General features: G+C 71.0%; 19 protein-coding genes. 15 read left to right on the plus strand and 4 right to left on the minus strand.

Going from position 1 to position 20,122, the window contains the following annotated elements; genetic code table 11:
- Positions 1-14: 14 nt before the first annotated feature.
- The 15 genes from ACVTJA_RS25080 to ACVTJA_RS25150 all read left to right on the plus strand — a co-directional run bounded on the left by ACVTJA_RS25080 (position 15) and on the right by ACVTJA_RS25150 (position 16,226).
- Positions 15-524: a phage tail protein gene (locus ACVTJA_RS25080; RefSeq protein WP_465839775.1), complete on the plus strand. Its 510-nt coding sequence runs from the start codon at positions 15-17 to the stop codon at positions 522-524.
- Complete coding sequence (locus tag ACVTJA_RS25085) at positions 524-1,315, plus strand: hypothetical protein (RefSeq protein ID WP_465839777.1); 792 nt, start codon at positions 524-526, stop codon at positions 1,313-1,315. The genes ACVTJA_RS25080 and ACVTJA_RS25085 overlap by 1 nt, the downstream gene beginning before the upstream one ends.
- Positions 1,316-2,284: 969 nt before the next feature.
- Positions 2,285-2,596: a hypothetical protein gene (locus tag ACVTJA_RS25090; protein ID WP_465839779.1), complete on the plus strand. Its 312-nt coding sequence runs from the start codon at positions 2,285-2,287 to the stop codon at positions 2,594-2,596.
- Position 2,597: 1 nt separating this feature from the next.
- Complete coding sequence (locus ACVTJA_RS25095; RefSeq protein ID WP_465839781.1) at positions 2,598-3,632, plus strand: Pvc16 family protein; 1,035 nt, start codon at positions 2,598-2,600, stop codon at positions 3,630-3,632.
- Positions 3,629-4,951 carry an ATP-binding protein gene (locus ACVTJA_RS25100; RefSeq protein WP_465839783.1) on the plus strand — a complete coding sequence of 441 codons (1,323 nt, stop codon included), beginning with the start codon at positions 3,629-3,631 and terminating at the stop codon, positions 4,949-4,951. The genes ACVTJA_RS25095 and ACVTJA_RS25100 overlap by 4 nt, the downstream gene beginning before the upstream one ends.
- Positions 4,945-5,217, plus strand: coding sequence for a hypothetical protein (locus ACVTJA_RS25105; RefSeq protein WP_465839784.1), 273 nt, complete (start codon positions 4,945-4,947; stop codon positions 5,215-5,217). Before ACVTJA_RS25100 ends, ACVTJA_RS25105 begins: the two co-directional genes overlap by 7 nt.
- Positions 5,211-5,858, plus strand: coding sequence for a hypothetical protein (locus ACVTJA_RS25110; RefSeq protein ID WP_465839786.1), 648 nt, complete (start codon positions 5,211-5,213; stop codon positions 5,856-5,858). Before ACVTJA_RS25105 ends, ACVTJA_RS25110 begins: the two co-directional genes overlap by 7 nt.
- A complete protein-coding gene (locus ACVTJA_RS25115; RefSeq protein WP_465839788.1) occupies positions 5,858-6,148 on the plus strand; it encodes a LysM peptidoglycan-binding domain-containing protein in 291 nt (96 codons plus the stop codon). The genes ACVTJA_RS25110 and ACVTJA_RS25115 overlap by 1 nt, the downstream gene beginning before the upstream one ends.
- A gap of 4 nt (positions 6,149-6,152) precedes the next feature.
- Complete coding sequence (locus ACVTJA_RS25120) at positions 6,153-7,286, plus strand: phage late control D family protein (RefSeq protein WP_465839790.1); 1,134 nt, start codon at positions 6,153-6,155, stop codon at positions 7,284-7,286.
- Entirely contained in the window at positions 7,286-8,104 is an 819-nt protein-coding gene (locus ACVTJA_RS25125) for a phage baseplate assembly protein V (RefSeq protein WP_465839792.1), read from the plus strand. Before ACVTJA_RS25120 ends, ACVTJA_RS25125 begins: the two co-directional genes overlap by 1 nt.
- Before the next feature lie 16 nt (positions 8,105-8,120).
- Positions 8,121-8,531: a GPW/gp25 family protein gene (locus tag ACVTJA_RS25130; RefSeq protein WP_465839794.1), complete on the plus strand. Its 411-nt coding sequence runs from the start codon at positions 8,121-8,123 to the stop codon at positions 8,529-8,531.
- Positions 8,524-9,717 carry a baseplate J/gp47 family protein gene (locus ACVTJA_RS25135; protein WP_465839795.1) on the plus strand — a complete coding sequence of 398 codons (1,194 nt, stop codon included), beginning with the start codon at positions 8,524-8,526 and terminating at the stop codon, positions 9,715-9,717. Before ACVTJA_RS25130 ends, ACVTJA_RS25135 begins: the two co-directional genes overlap by 8 nt.
- Positions 9,714-12,605, plus strand: coding sequence for a baseplate J/gp47 family protein (locus tag ACVTJA_RS25140; RefSeq protein ID WP_465839797.1), 2,892 nt, complete (start codon positions 9,714-9,716; stop codon positions 12,603-12,605). The genes ACVTJA_RS25135 and ACVTJA_RS25140 overlap by 4 nt, the downstream gene beginning before the upstream one ends.
- Positions 12,602-14,230 (plus strand): phage tail protein, encoded by a 1,629-nt coding sequence (locus ACVTJA_RS25145; RefSeq protein ID WP_465839798.1) that lies wholly within the window; start codon positions 12,602-12,604, stop codon positions 14,228-14,230. Before ACVTJA_RS25140 ends, ACVTJA_RS25145 begins: the two co-directional genes overlap by 4 nt.
- Before the next feature lie 28 nt (positions 14,231-14,258).
- Positions 14,259-16,226 carry a DUF6519 domain-containing protein gene (locus ACVTJA_RS25150; protein ID WP_465839799.1) on the plus strand — a complete coding sequence of 656 codons (1,968 nt, stop codon included), beginning with the start codon at positions 14,259-14,261 and terminating at the stop codon, positions 16,224-16,226.
- A gap of 18 nt (positions 16,227-16,244) precedes the next feature.
- On the opposite strand, the gene ACVTJA_RS25155 is transcribed toward ACVTJA_RS25150, so the two are convergent.
- The 4 genes from ACVTJA_RS25155 to ACVTJA_RS25170 form a co-directional block, all read right to left on the minus strand.
- Positions 16,245-17,747 carry an ATP-binding cassette domain-containing protein gene (locus tag ACVTJA_RS25155; RefSeq protein WP_465839801.1) on the minus strand — a complete coding sequence of 501 codons (1,503 nt, stop codon included), beginning with the start codon at positions 17,745-17,747 and terminating at the stop codon, positions 16,245-16,247.
- 248 nt (positions 17,748-17,995) lie between these two features.
- Positions 17,996-18,367: a hypothetical protein gene (locus tag ACVTJA_RS25160; protein ID WP_465839803.1), complete on the minus strand. Its 372-nt coding sequence runs from the start codon at positions 18,365-18,367 to the stop codon at positions 17,996-17,998.
- An 86-nt stretch (positions 18,368-18,453) separates the two neighbouring features.
- Positions 18,454-19,584: an SPFH domain-containing protein gene (locus ACVTJA_RS25165; RefSeq protein ID WP_465839805.1), complete on the minus strand. Its 1,131-nt coding sequence runs from the start codon at positions 19,582-19,584 to the stop codon at positions 18,454-18,456.
- The gene (locus ACVTJA_RS25170) at positions 19,585-20,076 is read right to left on the minus strand and encodes an NfeD family protein (RefSeq protein ID WP_465839806.1); all 492 of its coding nucleotides are present in this window, start codon (positions 20,074-20,076) and stop codon (positions 19,585-19,587) included. It abuts the gene before it with no gap.
- Between the last annotated feature and the right edge of the window lie 46 nt (positions 20,077-20,122).

The following is a 20,122-nucleotide window of genomic DNA, read 5'->3' on the forward strand; positions in this document are numbered from 1 at the left end:
AGAGGTGATGAGACATGGCTGCACCGATGTTCACGGTGAATACGCACCGTCACGACCCGTACCGGACCTTCAAGTTCCAGCTCCTCATCGACGGCCGTCCGGTGGCCGGACTCAAGAAGATGGGGGCCCTCAAGAAGAAGACCGAGGCCATCAAGTGGCGCACGGCGGGAGACCCGTCGCACGAGCGCATCCTTCCGGGGGGCACGAGCTACGACCCCATCACCCTCGAGCAGGGGCTGACGCATGACCCCGTTTTCGAGGCGTGGGCCGCGCTGGTGAACAACGTCGAGGGCGACGCGGCGATGTCCTTGAAGAACTTCCGCAAGGACCTCGTGCTCAACGTCCTCAACATGCAGGGCCAGGTGGCCATCTCCTACAAGATCTTCCGGGCCTGGGTGTCCGAGTACCAGGCGCTGCCGGACCTGGACTCGCAGGCGATGAACGCGGTGGGCATCCAGACGCTCACGCTCCAGCACGAGGGCTGGCAGCGTGACACGAGCGTGCCCGAGCCCGCGGAGACCTGATGAGACTGCCCGGGGGACTCCTTCGCGCGGGGGGCGTGCGGCGCGGCTTCCGCTTTCGCGAGCTCGACGGTGCCGTGGAGCTGGGCATCGCCGAGCTGGCGGGGCGGGACACTCCGCTGCCGAGGCGGGTCTCCCAGGTGCTGGCCGCCACGCTGGAGCACGTGGGCGGCGAGCCGGTGAGCGAGGCGCTCGCCGGTGAGCTGTGCGTGGCGGACCGGCAGTTCCTCATGCGCGAGCTGGAGCGGCTGCTCGGGGTGGAGCAGCCGTGGCACACGGTGGTGTGCGGCGCGTGTGGGGAACGCTTCGACTTCGAGCTGCGTGTGTCGGAGCTGCCGGTGAAGGAGGCGGGCGAGGGGTTTCCCTTCGCGGAGGTGGAGACGGCGCGGGGACGGCTGCGGGTGCGCGTGCCCACGGGCGCGGACCAGGAGGCCCTGCTGGAGGACGGGGGCGAGGCGGATGCGCGAGCGCTGCTGGCTCGCTGTGTGGAGTCAGGTGGGGACGTCGCGCGGCTGGAGAGCGAGGACCTGCGCCGCATCGATGACGCGCTGGAGGCGGTGTCTCCGGCGGTGGTGACGCGGGTGGGCGCGACGTGTGTGGCGTGCGGGGTGGTGCGCGAGGTGGAGGTGGACCCGTACGCGTGCCTGGCGATGAGCCCGGCCGCGTTGCTGGAGGAGGTGCACACGCTGGCCACCACGTACCACTGGAGTGAGCGGGAGATTCTCGCGCTGCCGAGGCACAGGCGGCGGCAGTACCTGCGTCTCGTGGAGCGGGACGCGGGTGTGACGACGTGATTCGGGCGGGAGTGCGCGATGGGGTTTCTGACGGACATTCTTTCCGATGCACACCGGAAGCAGGCGCCCGGCGCGGGGCCGGACGCCGACGCGACCGGGAGCGCGCACGCGGATGCGGCTGGGACGGCAACTCCGGAAGACCAGGGAGGCGGAGCGGCTCTCCGGACCGAGGGACTCGCGTTGGAAGGCCGGGACACCTTCGAGCTCGCGTCCAACACGGTCCGCGAGCGCTCGGCGACGCAGTCCCTGACGACGCGCACGGTTGCCTACGATTCAGTGCTCGCGGCACCCGTGCACGCGAAAGCAGATGGCCTGGCGTCGGGCGCGTTGAAGCGAGTCAGCGCAGACAGCTCTGTGCAGCGGGACGAGGACCGTGCAACACCCGGTGTGTCGTCGCTTGGGCGCGACGGGCGTGCGAAGTCGGGCGGTGTTGTGAAGGCAGAGGTGGAGCGCGCCGAGGCCCATGACTCGATGCAAGGGGCCGAGGCACTTGCCGCCACTTCGCGAGTGTCCGGTGCGCCTTCGTTCCTCGCTCGCTCTCTTCCGCCGAAGATGTCCCCTGGGGCTTCGTCCTTCCTCGCGGCGGGCCGCGAGCCTTCCTCCCTTGCGGTGCCCCATGATGTCGCGCGCACGGGAGCGACTGCACCACTCACCGACGCGAGCGACCTTGTCGTCACCCGTCCGGACGCCGAGGCGAGTCTCTCCGCGCAGGTGGCTGAGGCGCTCGCGCGAGGGGCGCGCGGCCCCATGTCCGTGCCCGGCACGGCCGCGGTTCGAGTCTCCGGGAAGACGCAGGGGGCAGACACGCTGCTCCAGCGCCTGCGCCGCGATGACACGGTGCCTGCGCCCAACGCGGCTGTGCGCGCCCCGAGCGCGCCTGACGCGGCCCCTGGCTCCGCTGTGTCGCCGACACCGGGTTCGTTCGCTCCACCGCATTCCGCGACGCACCCCACCAGTCCGGGGCAGCACATGTCTCCGACCGCGGCCGCGCGGGCAACGGGCTCGGCGGCGAGCCCCACCGGCGCTCGCAAGGACGCGGCTCCTGCCTCTCGCGTCAGCTCCCCGTCGCGCGCACTGACTCCATTCGGCGCGGCGCCGCCCGAGCCGGTCCGGCCTCCATTTGCTCCGCCTCGGCGCGAGCCCGCGGAGCCTCGCGTCCACATCGGCGAGGTCCACGTGGTCATCACCGCGCCCGCACCTGCTTCCTCTCCGTCGTCTTCCTCCGCGCTTCCGAGCCATGGCTCGGACCTGCTCAACCGTCACTACCTCCGGAACGCCTGAGATGGCTCTGCCTGAATCCTCGGTCTCCGTCGCCTGCCGCTCGCTCGCGGACTTCGTCCGCGAGAGCTTCCGCGCGCTCGGACAGACGGTCCGCGTGCCCATCGGCACTCCGGCCGCCGCCGCGCCTGGCGCGAGCGATACGGACCACCGGGTCAACCTGTTCTTCCATCGCTTCGAGCCGCCCCCCATGGGCGCGGACGTGCTCCCCGGCCAGCCGTGGTTCCTGCGCGTGCACTGCCTGGTGACGGCCTTCGCCGCCGCCGAGGACACGGTGGGCGCGGGCGAGAACGACCTTCGCCTCCTGGGCGAGGTCATCCGCCTCTTCCACGAGAAGCCCGTCATGGACGCGGTGGACGCGTCCGGCGAGGTCGTCCGCATCACCCTGGTCTTCCAGCCGCTCAGCCTGGACGACATCAACCGCCTCTGGTCCACGCAGAAGGACGTGGCCTACCGTCCGTCCGTCGCGTACGAGCTGTCGCTCGTGCCCGTGGTGCCGCGCACGCGCACCGTCGAGGGGCCGCGCGTCGTCTCCGTGGGCGCGCGGGTGCAGCAGGGCACGAAGAAGGGCCCGGTGGTGCCCGTGCCGGGCTGGACGCCGCCGCTGCCACCGCTGCGCGTGGACACGCTCCAGGAGGACTGGGCGCCACAGTTGGGCTTCGTGCGCGGCGGCACGTGCACGCAGAGCCTCGTGTTCGAGGTCGGAAGTCCGGAGCTCGCGGACTTCGTGCCGGAGGCGGTGGTGGCCGGTCTGCCGGGTGCGTCCGTGCACTTCCGCTGGGACGTCTGGGAGCGGACCACCGGCTGGCGCACGGTGGACACGGCGGTGGACGCGACGGTGGCGGTGTCCGAGGTGGACCCGGAGCATCCGCCCGCGACGTCTCGCGCCACCGTGCCGCTGCCGTTCAAGGATCGCGCGGGCCAGGCGGTGCTCTACGCCGTGCACCGCTACCGCCGCGCGGCAGACGGGCCGAGCGGGGTGGAGCTCGAGGTGCGCGGCAATCCCGTGCTCGTCACGCTGCACGGAGGTGGCGCATGAGCGCGGACTCCCTGCGGGTGGAGGTGGAGCGCGTGGAGATTCTCGGCCAGTGCCTCGCGCGGCTGCGCCAGGGCGCGAAGCTGGAGGACGCGGTGCTCGGTCAGCTCCGCGACGCCCAGGTCCACGTGCGGCGGGGCCGCGAGGACGGCTCCACGTGGCAACGGCTGCGCACGGGCGCGCTCACGCCCATCGAGTACGACGTGCTGGCGTGCGCGGTGGCGCCGGAGGTGGAGCCTCGCGTGGGCTGGCTCTTCCAGCAGCTCCAGCCCGGCGCGACGCAGCCCGTGTATCCGTCCGCGGCGCTCATCCAGGAGCTGCTCGCGCTGCAGCCCGCCGAGGGCGCACGGCTGTCCACGGTGCTGTCCGAGGACGCGCCGCTACGCAAGCGGGGCCTGCTGGAGCGCGAGGAGTCCGGGCCCTACGCGCCCCTCCGTCCGGGCCGGGGCATCACCTCGCGGCTGCTCGGGGCGCCGGAGTCTCCGCTCTCGCTGCCCGGCGCCCTGCGCGTGCAGGGGACGGCGCGCTGGGAGGAGCTGGTGCTGCCCGAGCCGAAGCTGGCGGTGATGCGCGAGTTCCTGCTGTGGGTCCGTCAGCGGCAGACGGTGGTGGAGCAGTGGGGAGGCCGCGCGGTGGGCGGGCCGATGGCGCTGTTCGCCGGCCCGTCGGGTACGGGCAAGACGTTCGCCGCGTCCGTGCTCGCCACGGAGCTGGGTTGGGAGCTGCATCGGGTCGACCTCGGTGCGCTCGTCAGCAAGTACATCGGCGAGACGGAGAAGAACCTCAACAAGCTCTTCGACGCCGCGCACGGCCGCGACGTCGTCCTGCTCTTCGACGAGGCGGACAGCCTCTTCGGCCGACGAGGAGAAGTCCGCGAGGCGCGCGACAGGTACGCCAACCTGGAGGTGAGCCACCTGCTCGCGCGCTTCGAGCAGCACGACGGCCCGTGCATCCTCACCACCAACCTGCGGGGCAACCTGGACGCGGCCTTCGCGCGGCGCTTCCAGGTGGTGGTGGAGTTCCCCCGGCCAGACGCGCGGGCCCAGGCGAAGCTGTGGAAGGGTCTGCTTCCGCCGCGTGCGCCGCTGGCGCCCGACGTGGACCTGGAGATGCTCGGCGCGGCGGTGAACCTGTCCGGCGGCAGCATCCGCAACGCCGCGCTGCACGCGGCCTACCTGTCCGCCGGCGCGGGCACGCCCATCTCGCTGCGGGAGATTGCCCTCGCGGTGTGGCGAGAGCTGGGCAAGGACGGGCGCGACGTCTCCCCCGCGGAGCTGGGGCCGCTGCGCCGCCACCTGCCTCGGGAGGTCGTCACGTGTTGACCATCGACTCGCTTCATCTGGAGCTGCCCGCCGGCCTCGAGGGCCGAGCGGATGCCATCGCCCGTCGGGTGGCGAGCGCGCTCTCGCGCGCGCCGATGCACATCGAGGGAGAGCACCGGCTGCCTCGCGCGGACGTGGCGCTGGAGCTGAGCCCGGAGCTGTCCGACGGAGAGATTGCCTCGCGCATCGCCACCGCGCTCCTCACGCACGTCAGGGGCACCGTGGATGCCGGGTTCATCGTTCAGGAAGGAGGCCGCGGATGGTGAGGGTGACGCGAGGCGCGCTGGTGGAATACGGCCTGTCCGTTCCGCCGCTGATGCTGGTGTTCGACTTCAACCCGAAGAGCCTCTCCCGTACGCGCACCCTCCGGCTGCGCGCGGGAGGCACGCCGGGACTGCGCGGGGGCTACGACTTCGTGCTGCCCACGGAGACGCCGCGCGTGGCGCAGGGCGTGGCCGTGCAGCCCGAGACGCTCACGCTGGAAATCCTCCTCGACGCCACGGACCGCATGCACGAGGGCGACCCGGTGGCGGCATCGCTCGGCATCCAGCCGGAGCTGGACACGCTGCGCACGCTGGTGGAGCCCAAGTCGCAGGGGCCCGGAGGACTGCAGCTGCTGGCCAGCCTCGGGCTGGGCTCGGAGCGGGCCTTCCAGCGCGAGCAGTTCGCCTCCGTGCTGCTCTTCGTCTGGGGCGGACAGGTGCTGCCGGTGTTCCTCATGTCGGTGAACGTGGAGGAGTCGGACTTCCTGCCGTCGCTCGTCCCGTACCGGGCCCGGGCGTCACTCACGCTGCAGGTCATCGAGGGGAAGAACCCGTTCTACCTGCGGGAGAAGGCGCGGCAACTGGTGGGCGCCGCGGTCAACAGCGGCCGGTTGGCCACGGACGTGCTCAAGGGGGTGCTGTGATGTTCCTGCGTGACTCGCGCTACGCGAAGGCGAAGGCCTTCGACGAGGACCCGGAGCTGGGCGAGGTGTTCCGCGGCGTGCGTCCTCGCGCCATCGGTCCGGCCACCGGCGTGCTGGAGCACGTGGTGCGCTCGGGAGAGCGGTTGGACCTGCTGGCGCGCCACTACTACAACGACTCGAGGCTGTGGTGGCGCATCGTGGATGCCAACCCCGGCTTCCTCTACGGCGGAGACATGACGCTCGAGGCCTACGTGGGCCAGGTCATCGTCATCCCGAGAGCGACGGAGTAGCGCCATGCTGGCTGAGCTCATCAGCGCTCCGTTCCGCGCGCCCGCCGAGTGCGACATCCAGGTCCGAGGCCGCTCCATCTCCGAGCTCTATCCGTACCTCGCCGAGGTGCGCGTGGAGCTGGGACGCGAGCGCGCGGGCGCGGCCACGCTCGTCTTCGAGACGCGCCGTGACGAGAACGGGCGCTGGACGGTGCAGGACGCGCAGGTGCTGGTGCCCTGGGAGCCCATCGTCATCGAGGCGCTCTTCGGACCGCAGCGCGGCGAGGAGGTCTTCCGCGGGTACATCCGCCAGGTGCGCGCGGACTACCCCGAGGACTCGGGCGCCGCGCGCGTCACGGTGGCCTGCCAGGACGAGTCGCTGTCCATGGACCGCGAGCACGTGCGCCGCGTGTGGGGCGCGGACGTGCCCACCACGGACCGCATCATCCTGATGGAGATTGCGGGGCGCTACGGGCTCACGGTCGACCTCACCAGTGGCGCGGGCATGAGCGGGCTGGTGGTGCCGCAGGACTCCACGGACATCCGCTTCCTGCGCGCCCGCGCGGAGGCCAACGGCTACGAGCTGCTGGTGCAGGGCGGCGAAATCTACTTCGGCCCCATGCGCCTCACGGCCGAGCCGCAGCCCACGTTGCGCGTCTACGCGGGGCTCGACACGCACTGCCGCTCGCTGTCGATTACGACGGACGGCCACCTGCCCAACGCGGTGGCGGTGGACGTGACGCCCGAGGAGGGCTCCAGCTCCAGCCGCCGCGAGGTGACGCCGGACCTGCCGCTGCTCGGCACGCAGGCCGCTCAGGGTGGCAGGGAAGGGCGGGACTTCACCTGGCTGCTGACGCGCGAGGGCACGGTGGACGAGGAGGAGCTCGTCGCTCGCGCGCAGCGCAAGGTGAACGACTTCTCCCTGCGCGTGCGCGCGGAGGGCGAGGTGGACGGCACCGCCTACGGGCACGTCCTCAAGGTGGGGCAGCCGGTGTCGGTGGATGGGGTGGGCGAGTGGCTCGGCGGCGTCTTCTACGTGGATGCCGTGACGCACGTCTTCGCGCAGGACGGGTACCGCCAGGGCATCCGCCTGCTGCGCAACGCGTACGGGGACAACCTCGGCGGCGGCGCGCTCAACGCATTGAGGGGGATTCTGTAATGGACGAGGTGCTTCCCCAGCTCATCCGGCAGGTCCGGGAGAAGTACTACGGCAAGTACCGCGGCTTCGTGGCGGACAACGAGGACCCGCAGGGCCTGGGCCGCATCAAGGTGAGGGTGCCCTCGGTGCTGGGCAGCGAGGCCTCGCCATGGGCGCTGCCGTGCGCGCCCTTCGGCGGCGGTCCCGCCCATGGCTGGTTCGCCGTACCCGAGGTGGACGCGCAGGTCTGGGTGGAGTTCGAGGAGGGCGACATCCGCCGTCCCATCTGGACGGGCACGTTCTGGCAGAAGAAGGCGGACGTGCCGGAGGACGCCGCGAAGGCGCCCGCCACCACGCGCCTCTTCCAGACGCCGAGCGGCCACGTGTTGTCCTTCAGCGACAAGAAGGACGAGGAGCAGGTGCGGCTCGAGCACGCCAAGGGGGCGCGGCTCGCCATCGACCCGAAGGGCTCGGTGGCGCTGACGGATGCGAAGGGCGCCACGGTGGTGATGGACGCGGAGGGCGAGGAGCTGCGCATCGAGGACAGCCACGGCAACTCCATCGTCATGTCCTCCAGCGGCATCAAGGTGGAGGACTCGAGCGGCAACACCATCGAGACGGCGTCCTCGGGGGTGACGGTGAAGGGGCAGAAGGTCGTGGTGGAAGGGACGCAGGTGCTGCTCGGCGGCGCGGGCGGTGAGCCCGTCATCAAGGGCCAGAGCTTCCTGGCGCTGTTCGCCACGCACATCCACACGTCCGTGCCGCTGGGGGGCCCCACGTCGCCGCCGATTCCCCAGGGCGAGATGAGCACGCTGTCGATGTCGGTGATGACGAAGTGAGCGAGAGGGACGAAGGATGAGCGAGCCATTCGACCAGAGCCAACGACTTGGAGACCCGCCCTGCCTGGCCTTCCCGTTCCGCGTGGAGGCACAGGGCCCGGCCGTCAGCCGGCGCAGCCAGCACGTGCGAGAGCAGATGGAGCAGGTCATCTTCACCACGCCCGGCGAGCGGGTGTTCCGCCCGGACTTCGGCGGCGGCGCGAAGATGCTGGTGTTCGAGCCCAACGGCACGGCGCTGTGGGACGTGACGCGGCGGCGCCTGCAGGCGGCGCTGGCGGACGCGCTGCGCGGCGAGGTGGACCCGGGCAGCCTGGAGGTGGAGGCGGTGGGCGACGGCGAGAAGCTGGAGCTCGTCGTGCGCTACCGCCTGACGACGCTGGGCGTGCCGCAGCAGCAGACCTTCCCCATGGGAGGCTACGGTGGCTGACACGCCGACTCCCGAAATCGTCTTCGAGCCCGGCGTGCCCGGCTGCGGGCGGCGCGTGGTGCGGGGGCTGCCCCGGCCGCTGCCGGACGTGGGCAACGACTTCGACTGGCAGGTGCGCGACTTCGACGGCTTCCGCCTCTTCATGATGGAGGAGCTGGCGGCGCGCTTCCCGGAGCGCCAGCGCTGGACGCCGGCCGACATGGAGGTCGTCCTGGTGGAGGTGCTGGCCGCGGTGCTGGACCAGCTCTCGGACATGGCGGACCGCGTGGCGGCGGAGGCCTTCCTGGAGACGGCGCGCCGGCCGGAGTCGGTGCGCCGCCTGCTGAAGCTCATCGGCTACGACGCGGAGCGCATGGCCTTCGCGGCGGGGGAGATTCGCACCAACCCCGCCACGGACGCGGCGGGCGCCCGCACCGAGCTGGAGCGCGCCTGGGCGGCGAACCCCTTCCTCATGGAGGCCGCGCGCCGCGCCGGCCCGCGCGAGCTGCACGTGCAGCGCCGCATGGTGACGGTGGAGGACTACGGGCGGCTCCTGGAAGAGCACCCGCTGGTGCTCCATGCCCAGTCGCTCCTCGAGTGGGGTGGCGCATGGCCGGTGGTCCGGGTGGCCATCATCGGCTGGAACGACCGGAGCCTGGACACGCCCGAGGGCACGGACGCGCGCTCCACCGTCCCGGCGGACGTGCGCAAGCGCGTGGAGCGCTTCCACATCGAGCGTGGGCTGGAGGCGCCGTACTGGCCGGACACCACGCTGCGCATGCTGCTGGCCGACTACGTGGACCGCTACCGGATGATGGGCCAGGAGGTGCAACTGCAGGACGCGGTCCCCGTGGGCATCCAGCTCGAGCTGACGCTGCAGGTGGCGCGCGACTACTTCCAGTCCGAGGTGCGCGCCGCGGTGGAGCAGGCGCTCGGCCGGGGCCAGGGCGGCTTCTTCGAGCCGGGCCGCCTGCGCTTCGGCGAGGACATCAACGTCAGCGACCTCGTGCAGGCGCTCACCGCGCTGGAAGGCGTGGAGACGGTGGCCATCGACCGGTTCAAGCGCGCGGGCTCGCGCTTCCCGGACCAGCTCGCGACGGGCCGCATCGTGCTCAAGGGCACGGAGCTGGCCACCTGTGACAACGACCCGAGACACCCGGAGCGCGGCGCGTACACGCTGAACCTGCGGGGAGGGAGGCGAGGGTGAGCAAGACGAACGACATCACCCGGTGGAACCGGGCGGGACTGCGACGCATCCGCTACGTGGATGCCAATGCATCCAAGTTGCTGGAGGAGATTCGCGCGCGCCTGGACGAGCGCTTCAACCGGCCGCTGGAGCTGCCGCGCTGGCCCGCCATGGCGGGGCCTGCCTCCGAGACGGAGACGGAGCGCGAGGAGCGGTTGCTGGCGCAGTACGAGGCGCCGCGCGCCCCGGTGCCCGACTGGGGCTGGGAAATCGCTCGCGCGCTGGCTCGCGCGGGGCATGTGCTCGTCGAGCACGTGGATGCGTACGCCAACGAGGGCTACCTCGGCACGGCGACGCAGTGGGAGAGCCTGCGGCGGCTGGTGGAGATGATTGACTACCACCCGGCGCCGCCCGCTTCGGCGTACACGCCTCTGGTGCTGCAAGCGAAGGCGGGCACGCGGGGCCGCGTGGTGAAGGGCTTCGCCGTGCGCCACTCTCCCGCGGATGGAGGCACGCCCGTCGTCTTCGAGACGCTGGACGAAATCGACGTGGCCCCGGAGCTCAACCTCGTGCTGCCCGCGGGGCATGGCGTCAATCCGGGCGCGCTGCTGACCGGGATGACGAGCCTGGTGCTGGAGGGGCGCGTGTCCGGCATCCAGGTGGGGGAGCCGCTCGTCCTGGAGAATGAGACGGACGGCAGCTTCATGGCCCACGTGGTGGAGGGCGTGGTGCAGGGCGAGAGCACCACCACGGTGATGGTGGCGCCCGGGCTCGAGGGCGTTGGCTTCACGCGGGGCCGCACGCGCGTCCATCTCAGGCCGAAGGAGCGCCTCGCACCGCTGGGCTCCGTGCTCGGCACGCAGACGGTGGGCACGACGCTGCGGCTCGCGGTGGAGCCCGCGGGGCTGCTCGCCGGGGACGTCATCACCGTGTCGGACGGACAGCGGCGCTACTACCGGCGCGTCTCCTCGGTTCAGGGGCGGGTGCTGGAGTTGAACCGCGCCGTGGGGGTGTTGGCGCTGGACCGGGCCACGGTGGCGCGGCCGGTGGTGGTGGCGGTGGCGGGAACCCCGCAGACGCAGGACGTGGCCGGCAGCACGCCTCCGAAGGTGGAGCACCTCGTCAAGCTCGCCGGCGCGTGGGCACGGCTCAACGGAGAGACGCTGGGAGACCCGCGCGCCTTCGACGGGACGGTGTCCGAGTCCGAGGTGAAGGTGGTGTCCGCCGTGGAGGTGCCGGTGCAGTCGCCGGACGAGGCGAACCGCGGCCACACGGTGCTGACGCTCACCCAGCAGCGCGCGCCGGAGGAGCCGCCCGCCCGGCTGGCGAACCCGCGCGTGTTCCTGGTGCCGCCACCGGCCTCGGCTGGAGGCTGGGCGGTGGACACCTTCCTGAGCTCCGCGGACCCGGTGTCGCGCCTGCCGATGCCGCTTCGGGTGGAGACGCCCCGGGGCCTCGTCCCCGGTGACCTCGTGGCGGTGGTGAGCGGAACGCAGGTCTCCTGGGGACGGCTGGGCTCTGCCACGATGGCTTCGTCCCTGGAGTACGCCGACTTGTGGCCGGAGAGCACGTGGCGGGGCCGCGGAGGGAGCGACTACCCGCGGGCGGACACGCGCGTGTTCGGCCGGTTCCAGGAGGTGGTGCAGCTGGAGGGCTGGGACGTCAACACGACGCCGTTGAGCGGTTCGAGCGTGCCGCTGGAGCCCGTTCCCGAGGGGCTGACGTCCGGCCGCCTCGTGGTGGTGCGCCAGGAGGGGACGGAGGCGCCGCCGCTGCTCACGCGGGTGCGGGCCACGAGCTCGGGAGGCGTGACGCTGATGGATGCGCTGCCTCAGGGCACCACGGTGGCCAACCTGGTCCTCCACGCCAACGTCGTCCTCGCGGGACATGGCGAGCGCAAGCCGGAGCAGGTGCTGGGCAGCGGCGACGCCACGCGGACGGGGCAGCGCTTCCTGCTGCGGGAGCGGGACGTCTCCTTCATCGCGGACGCGACGCGTGCCTCGGGCGTGCGCGCGGACCTCGACGTGCGGGTGGCGGGGCGCACGTGGACGCAGGTGGAGAACCTGCGCGACTCGGGCCCCACGGACCCGCACTACACGGTGCGCGTGGTGCAGGAGGGCGCGCTGGCGGTGGTGTTCGGTGACGGGCGCAATGGACGGCGCCTGCCCACCGGCGCGAACAACGTGCGCGTCTCCCTGAGAGCGGGGGCGGGCCTCGGCGGCAACCTGGCCGCCGGCAGCCTGCGCAAGCCGGTGCGTCCGCACCCGCTCATCGAGTCGGTGGAGCAGCCGCTCGCGGCCGTGGGTGGCAATGACGTGGAGGAGCTGGAGTCGCTGCGCCGCAACGCGCCCGCGCTGGTGCTGACGCTGGAGCGCGCGGTGTCCACGGAAGACTTCGCCAGCCTGGCCATGGGCCACAGCAGCGTGTGGCAGGCGCGCGCCGTCCTGCGCCGGGCCAGCAGCTCGCGGCGCACGCAGGTGGAGGTGGTGGTGGTGCCCGCCTCGGGTGGCGAGCTGGGCGTGCTGAAGCAGTCGCTCACGGACTTCCTCCACGCCCATGCCGCGCCGGGCGTGGAGGTGGCCGTCACGCGTTTCTCCAGCACGCCGGTGACGCTCGACGTGGAGGTGGAAGTGGACACGAAGGCCCATGACCCGGAGACGGTGGTGCGCTCGGTGAGGGCGGCGCTGCTGGAGGCCCTCTCGCTGCGCCGCCGCGAGCTCGGTCAGTCGCTGTACCTCAGTGATGTCTACAAGGTCGTCGAGGCGGTGACGGGCGTGGAGAGCTCGGTCTGCGTCATCGACGGCACGCCGGGCCTGCAGCGCAAGGACGCGCCGGATGGCTCGCACATCATCTACCTGGCGCCGGAGGGGCAGGGCCTCACGGTGCGCTTCCAGGAGTACACGCTGTGAGCACGGGAAACGGGACGGGAGGCGGCATCGGCGCGCAGCTCCTCGGGATGTTGCCGGAGATCTACCGCGGCCGGGACAACGGGGACCTGCGCGCGTACCTGGAGTCCTGTGGCGAGGTCCTGGACCTCGTGAAGGACGTCATCGGCCAGCGGCTCGCGGACTCGTTCGCGGACCACCCGGACGCGCAGGGCTGGGTGCTGCCGTATCTCGCGGAGCTGCTGGACCTGAGGCTCATCTCGCCGGGCGAGGCCGAGCAGCGACAGGAGCTGTCGCAGGCCGTGGCGCTGCGCCAGCGCAAGGGCACTGCGGGCGCGCTGGAGCAGGTGGGCCGAGCGCTCGGGCAGTACGCGTGGGAGACGGACGACCCGCGGCGCGAGCCCGCGATGCCGGTGTACCTGCAGGAGGGGTGGAAGCGCGTGGCCGTCACGCCTCGTGTGGGGCAGCCGCTGTTGCGGCCGGAGTTGCTGGGCGCGTTGCCGCCGCCGGGCTCGAACGACCCGCGCCAGGTGTCGCGCCACCCCGCGCTGCCGGCGGTGATGGTGGACTTCCGGCGCGTCTCGAGGAAGGTGGCGGTGCCGGCCCGGCCGGATGGGGTGCCGCGTCCGCCGCTCCAGCAGGAGCCGCACGGCGTCCCGGAGGCGCCGGGGCACTTCGATGACGTGTCGCTGCGGCTGCCGGACCTGCGCGCGCCTTCCGCGCGGCGCGGCCACGTGCACCCGAAGCGGGTGATGGTGTTCACGCTGGCGCGCGCGGGTTTCTTCCCGGCGGGCTGGGAGCAGGGGGACACCTCGGTGCCTCCCACGCCGGAGGACCCGCTGCGCTCGCGTCCGCGACGCCGTCCAGGCGTGCTGCCCGCGCGTCCCGTGTCGGGGGACTGGCTCGTGGAGAACCTCGTTCTGCCCGAGGGACAGTCGCTCCAGGTCACGGAGGGCGTCCGGCTCGTGCTGCGCAACTGCGTGGTGCGCGGCGACGTGCTCCTCGAGGCCGGCGCGCGGGCGCACGTCATCGAGGACTGTCTCGTGCGAAGCGCGGTGCGGCTCACGTCGGGCACGCTCACCGTGCGCCGCAGTGCCCTGTCAGGGCTCGTCGTGACAGCGGGCTCGCTGGAGGAGCCCGTCGTCGAAGTGGAGGACAGCCTCGTCTGGGACGTGAGCAGCGAGGCGTTGGTGGCGCTGCTGAGCGCCACCGTCCTCACGCTGCGGACGGCGCGCTGCTGGGCGAGTGACTCCATCTTCACGGGGCCGTTCGAGGTCCGCGAAGGCGAGGGCACGGGCCGGCTCAACTGCTTCCGCTACTGCCGCCTGCCTCCGGAAGTCATCAGTGGCTACGTCACGAGCGGCGAGGCCTTCGAGTGCACGGGAGACGTGCCCCGCTTTCGCGCCACGGACTTCGGCCAGCCGGGGGCCGGCGTCCTCACGGAGGACAACAGCGCGCGGCTGCGGGACGGCGCCGAGGACGGAGGCGAGCTGGGGGCATACCACCACCGGCGCTACGCCCTGCGAGACCAGGCGGTGATGGTTCGCGTGCGGGAGTCACTCCCCGCGGGCATGACCGCCGTCCTCGTCCCCGACGAGCGGCTGGCCCTGCCACTGCCTGTCGTGACGCCTTCCACTTCTGAATCCTGAACCGACCTCTCGAAGGAAGAGCCTCATCATGAAGACACAGATTTCTCGCCACTCGCACCAGCCGGAGAAGCGCTACTCGGGCGTGTACCAGCAGCAGGGCCGGATGTTGACGGACGCGGACTGGAACGAGCTGGTCACCATCATCAACGAGCGCATCTCCCAGGCGCTCGGCCACGTCGTGGGGAGCGGCATCCCGTTCACCGAGGAGTCGCAGTTTCGGTTCGATCCGCTATCAGGGTCGATCGACCCCTGCACCTTCTATGTCCAGGGATTGACCGCGGAGATCCCCTCGTCGGTGTTCTACGGCAACCAGCCGGATCTTCCGTTTCCTCCCTATCCCCTGATGGAAGGGGACATCATGTACCTGGACGTGTGGGAACGGGCCGTGTTGCCACTGGAGGACGCCCACCTGAAGGACCCCGGCCTGCACGGCGCGGACACCTCAACGCGCACGCAGGTGATGTGTCAGCTGAAGCGCAGCCCCGGTGGCGTCGATCCCATCAATCCAACCCTGAACCCATCCTGTGGTGACGGGAGGTTCTCGCTGCGGCTGCGTCCGACGGGCACCGAGTCGGAGCCCGATGCCGCGCGGGCTCCTGGCAACTATGTCTTCCGGATCGAGATCCACGACGTCAAGGGCCCTGCCCAGGAACCCACCGAATTCACATTCAAGTGGTCGTCCGAGAATGCCTCCGAGGTGTACGCCAACGACGACCAGGTGCCCCAGGAGTTCAAGGGGGACGACTGGACCTACGAGTTCTACAACGACTCGAGTGAGCGGCACCTGGGCGTACACCTCGCCAGCGCGCCGGGATTCCCGGTGCGCGGCATCTTGACGTCTGGCTACCCGGCCTCGCCTCCAAACCCGAGCGCCTGGCCCTACGTCCGCAGATGGGACGGCTGGGGTGTGATGAGGCGGGAGACGGACAATACATGGACCCTGGTCGAGGGCAGGGACCGGGGCGTGGTGCTGACACAGGTCGCCGGCGAGCCCGTGAGGCATGGCGAGGCACGGATGGTCGATCGCACCTTGGAGCTCGCCACACAGGAGCTGCAGCTCTCGCTGTCCTGGCCGAACAGCCTCGTGGTCGCTGGGGATTTCTGGCTGGCAACGGTGCGCGAGAACGACGAGGTGGAGCAGCTTCTCGCCTTCAACGCACCACCCGCCGGAATCGTCCACCGCTACCTGACGCTGGGGAGGATCGTGGTTCTCACCCCGGAGTTTGGGGTGTTCATCCCGGCGCTGAACATTCGGTTCCCCTCACTCTCGACGCTGGCTTCGGCGGAGGAGGTCCGCTCGGGTTCTGGCTACATCGGCAGCTCGGAGATCCGGACCTCGCTTCGGAGCCTCACGGCAGGCAACGTGAAGTCGCAGCTCTCCGAGCTGCTCACGCATGTGAACAGCGTGGGGACCGTCGTGCATACCGCCTCCTTCCAGGGGGCGGTGACGTCGGGTGCTGGCTCCGCCGACCGGGGTGACGGAATCCTGGTCATGCGCACGCCCACGGCCTCGACGACGCAGTCCTTCGAGCTGCGGAGCAACCCCACCACCCATGTCATGGGACACCATGGTGTAGGCAGCTTCATCTCCTTCAGTGGGTCGTTCGATAACGTCAGGAGCAACGGCCAGTCCGTCCACGTCATGCGCGGCGCCGCCACTGCCAATTCATCACATACCTCCGGAGGTTTCGGATTCCGGATCGACCATGATGGAACGGCACGCCGGCTCTACGGCGTGGCCTACGGCGCGAATGGCGTGCAAGCCCAGAGCTGGCAGCTCCGTTCGTCGCTCCCCGACGGCGTCCATACCGTCAAGGCCATCCGCGAAGGCACCATCATCCGCTTCTACATCGATGGGAGCTCCACCTCCACGATGCCCGTGGCGAACATGGCGGAGACCACGACCGACACCTATTCGGTGACCATGTCGAGCCCCGGCGCGCAGCCCCTGGAAATCGCCATCACCTCCCTCGCCGTGGGGAACGTGCTCACCTGAGCAGCCGTCTCACTCGTTCTACCCCGACGCCACCTCCACCCGCCCGTGCTCCACACGCCAGGATTCAGACGTGCACGCACGGGCGAAGGCGGCGTCATGGGTGACGAGCAGCAGCGCGCCCGGGTACTCGCGGAGCGCCGCCTCCAGCCGTTCAATCGACGGCAGGTCCAGGTGGTTGGTGGGCTCGTCCAGCACCAGGGCCCACGCGTGCTGTCCCAGCCCGCGCGCGATGAGCAGCTTGCGCGCCTCTCCCGGTGACGGCTGCTCCGACGCGAGCAGCCGCTCCGGGTCCACGCCGAGCGCGGCCACCAGCGACAGCACGCGCCCGCGCTCCTCGGGAGGCAGCTCGCGCACCGCGTCCAGCGTGGCTCGAGCCTCCTCGGCGCCGACGTCCTGGGGCAGGTACAGCACCTTCTCCCGCGGCACGCGCGAGTGCTCCAGCAGCGCGCGCACCAGCGTGCTCTTCCCGGCGCCGTTGGGGCCCTCGATTCGCACGCGCGCCTCGCGCCCCACGGACAGCTTCACCGGCCCGAGCAGCTCCACGTCCCCCGCGCGCAGCGACGGCGCGTCGAGCGTGAAGAGCCACGGATTCGGCGAGCGCACGTAGCCCACGAACACCGAGCGGCCCACCGTCTTGTCCGCGGCGAATTCACCCACCGCCTCGTTGGCGCGCTCCAACTCACGGCGCAGCACGCCCACGCGCTGGCCCGCGCGGTCCTCCGCCCAGCCGGCGACGACCTTCGCGCCCATGGAGCGCGCGTCGTTGTCGTTCTTGTCCTTCATCCGCTTGCGCGTGTGGCGGTTGGCGCTGGCGCCCTGCTGATCTCTCCGGGCCTGGTCCAAAAGCTGCGCCGCGCGCCGCACCTCCGCGCGAGCCCCCTGGTGCGCGGCCACCTCCGCCTCGCGCTCCGCATCCCAGTGCACCTGCGCGGCGGAGTACGCCCCGGGCCACAGCCGCGCGGTGCCTCCGTGCACGCGCAGCGTGGACGTGGTGAGCGACTCCAGCAGCGAGCGGTCATGCGACACGACGACGCCGATGCCGCGGAAGCGCTTCAGCGCGGCCACGAGCCACGTGCGCGCCTCCGCGTCCAGGTGGTTGGTGGGCTCGTCCAGCAGCAGCACGTGCGGCTCCGCGGCGAGGGCCGCGCCCACCTGCCACCGCTTGCGCTCGCCCGGGGACAGCGTGGGCCAGCGCTCCAGCGCGGTGACGTCCAGCCCCAGCTGCCCGTGCAGCCGCCGCGCGAGCGAGTCCCACGACTCGGCGAAGGCGGTGATGTCGGGCGTCAGCGCCTCCACCTCCTGTGGACAGAGGCGGACGGTGGGCGAGGGCGGCTCGAATTGGAGGTGCCCCTCCGTGGGCGTCAGCTCACCGGACAGCAGGCGGAGGAGGGTGGACTTGCCGGCGCCATTGGCACCGACGAGCCCCGTCCAGCCGGCGGGGAGGTGGAAGTCGACTTCGGAGAGGACGGTGACGGCGTCGGAAAAAGCAAACGACACGCGGTGCGCGCGAATGGATGACATATGAAGCGAGCTCCTGAATCCAGGGCGCGAGCCCGCCGGAAGGCGGCTCAGCGCGGGAAAGGCAAACGGGCCTGGGGATTCAGCGGCTCAGCCTCAAGGGTGAATCGACCTCGCGTAGGGAGGGGGTGTCAGGCCCTCCGGTGGAACGAGCACAATCTATGGCCAGAAGCGGACGGGAATGCAACCCCTGTCCGCCCGGCGGCATTCCTGGACGGGGCGCGCGCGGGCGCCCTGACGTCCGGAATACATCAACCCAAGGATGCGCGGGCTGCCCGGTTGCTGAGCGCCAGCCGCAGCGCGCCGACAGAGGTCACGATGGCGCTGAACGTGGTCAGAATCAGCGCGAGCGTCACGTTGCGGAGTGACTCATAGAAGCCCACGAGGAGGACGGACGTCGGCGCGTCCGAGCCCGCGCCGGTGTAGTAGCGCAGCACGGAGATGATGCCGGAGGCGAAGCCGAGCGCGCCGGCCATCAGGGTGACCAGCCCGAGCGACAGCATCAGCGGCACGTAGCGCGACTCGGGCCGGCGCGCGTACTGGAGGCAGGTGAGGATGAGGGCGAGCCCTGCGAGCGACGTCGGATACATCCCCCAGCCGCCTTCGATGAACGCTTCCTTCATGGTGTCTCCGGGTGACTGCGGTGTCCGGCCTCACGGACACACCGGCGCGGAAAAGGTTCCCACGCCGGGCCGGACGTCACCGGGCGTCAGTCGTCCTGCGACTCGGAGGGCGGGCGCGGCCGGCGCGCGGTGACGGCGGGCGTGCCGACGAGCGTGGCCGCCTCGGGGACGGCGGTGCCGCGGGCAATGGCCTGGGCGCTCAGCGCGGCGGCGGAGGGCGCCGGGGCGCGGGGAGCCGAGGCCTGGGCGGTGGGAGCCCGCTGCTGCTTCTGGGCCGTCTCGCCGAAGAGGTCCTTGATGGCGGAGACGGCGCCCAGCGCGGCGGTGGCCTCATAGGGGATGAACATCTTGTTGTCGCCCTTGCCCAGCTCCTGGAGCGTCTCCATGTAGCGCAGCGCGAGCACCTCGGGGGTGGCGCGGCCCTGGTGGATGGCCTCGAAGAGGAGGCGGGTGGCCTCGGCCTTGCCCTCGGCCTCCAGCATGACGGCGCGCTTGTGGCCCTCGGCGCGGGCAATCTCCGCGTCGCGCTCGGCCTCGGCGCGGAGGATTCGCGAAATCTTCTCACCCTCGGCCTGGAGGATGGCGGCGGCCTTGTCGCCCTCGGCCTTCGTCACCTCGGCGCGGCGCTCGCGCTCGGCGGTCATCTGCTTGGCCATGGCGGACTTGATGGCCTGGGGCGGCTCGATTTCGCGCAGCTCCACGCGCGTCACCTTCACGCCCCACTTCTCGGTGGCGTCGTCCAGCACCATGCGCAGCTTGGTGTTCACCGTCTCGCGGCTGGTGAGCGTCTGGTCCAGCGTCAGCCCGCCCATGATGTTGCGCAGGTTCGTCATGGTGAGCTGCTCGATGGCCAGCGCCAGGTTCTCCACCTGGTACAGCGCCTTCTGGGGGTCGACAACCTGGTAGTAGATGACCGAGCCGACCTCCATGTTCACGTTGTCGTGGGTGATGACCTGCACGGTCTCGAAGCCCATGACCTGCTCGCGCAGGTCCACCAGGTTGCTGCGCATGTAGCGGTTGCCCGCGCGCATCTCGAAGGCCCGGGGGCTGTCGAGGAACGGAATCAGGATGTTGAGGCCGCTGGTGGCCACGCTGTGGAACCTGCCCAGCCGCTCCACCACCATGACCTTGGCCTGCGGGACGATTCGGATGCCGGTGATGAGGGCGATGCCCACCACCACCGCCGCGATGAGCAGCAATACGGTCAGGAAGTCCACTTAGCCCCTCTCCTTCTTCTTCTGTTCCACCAGGGGAACCGACATCGACGCCGAAGGGCGGCGCACCCAAAGCTTCAAACCTTCCACCTGCTCCACGGTGACGCGCTCGCCCTCGGGCACGAGCCCCGACAGGGAGCGGGCCATCCACAGCTCTCCGTTGATGCGCACGGTGCCCCCATGGGGCTCGCCAATGGCCTCCACCACCACCGCCTCCTGGCCCAGCATCGCCTCGACGCCTGTCTTCAAATGCGAGGCGGTGCGCATGAAAACGTTTTTGAAGAGGGTGCGCGACGCGCCGAAGAGGCCGGCGGACACGGCGGTGAAGAGGAAGAGCTGGAAGTTGATGCCCAGGCCCACCGCGGAAGCCAGCGACGAGGCCAGCGCCCCCACCGCGAACCAGAGCATCACGAAGCCGGAGAGCTTGATTTCCAGCGCTCCGCAGACCAGCGCCGCGACCATCCAGAGCTGCCAGGCTGTGGGGGTGAGGTCCATGGTCCCCTTGTTTGGCAGCCGCCTCGCCATCCTGTCAAACCCTGGG

This window comes from Pyxidicoccus sp. M6 (genome assembly GCF_055568925.1).

Excerpts from the sequence above, each read along its gene's own strand:
- ACVTJA_RS25170 (WP_465839806.1), bottom strand. The coding sequence starts at position 20,076 with ATGGACCTCACCCCCACAGCCTGGCAGCTCTGGATGGTCGCGGCGCTG.
- ACVTJA_RS25095 (WP_465839781.1), top strand. The coding sequence starts at position 2,598 with ATGGCTCTGCCTGAATCCTCGGTCTCCGTCGCCTGCCGCTCGCTCGCG.
- ACVTJA_RS25085 (WP_465839777.1), top strand. The coding sequence starts at position 524 with ATGAGACTGCCCGGGGGACTCCTTCGCGCGGGGGGCGTGCGGCGCGGC.
- ACVTJA_RS25100 (WP_465839783.1), top strand. The coding sequence starts at position 3,629 with ATGAGCGCGGACTCCCTGCGGGTGGAGGTGGAGCGCGTGGAGATTCTC.
- ACVTJA_RS25110 (WP_465839786.1), top strand. The coding sequence starts at position 5,211 with ATGGTGAGGGTGACGCGAGGCGCGCTGGTGGAATACGGCCTGTCCGTT.
- ACVTJA_RS25080 (WP_465839775.1), top strand. The coding sequence starts at position 15 with ATGGCTGCACCGATGTTCACGGTGAATACGCACCGTCACGACCCGTAC.
- ACVTJA_RS25150 (WP_465839799.1), top strand. The coding sequence starts at position 14,259 with ATGAAGACACAGATTTCTCGCCACTCGCACCAGCCGGAGAAGCGCTAC.
- ACVTJA_RS25130 (WP_465839794.1), top strand. The coding sequence starts at position 8,121 with ATGAGCGAGCCATTCGACCAGAGCCAACGACTTGGAGACCCGCCCTGC.
- ACVTJA_RS25125 (WP_465839792.1), top strand. The coding sequence starts at position 7,286 with ATGGACGAGGTGCTTCCCCAGCTCATCCGGCAGGTCCGGGAGAAGTAC.
- ACVTJA_RS25160 (WP_465839803.1), bottom strand. The coding sequence starts at position 18,367 with ATGAAGGAAGCGTTCATCGAAGGCGGCTGGGGGATGTATCCGACGTCG.
- ACVTJA_RS25120 (WP_465839790.1), top strand. The coding sequence starts at position 6,153 with ATGCTGGCTGAGCTCATCAGCGCTCCGTTCCGCGCGCCCGCCGAGTGC.
- ACVTJA_RS25090 (WP_465839779.1), top strand. The coding sequence starts at position 2,285 with ATGTCTCCGACCGCGGCCGCGCGGGCAACGGGCTCGGCGGCGAGCCCC.
- ACVTJA_RS25155 (WP_465839801.1), bottom strand. The coding sequence starts at position 17,747 with ATGTCATCCATTCGCGCGCACCGCGTGTCGTTTGCTTTTTCCGACGCC.
- ACVTJA_RS25115 (WP_465839788.1), top strand. The coding sequence starts at position 5,858 with ATGTTCCTGCGTGACTCGCGCTACGCGAAGGCGAAGGCCTTCGACGAG.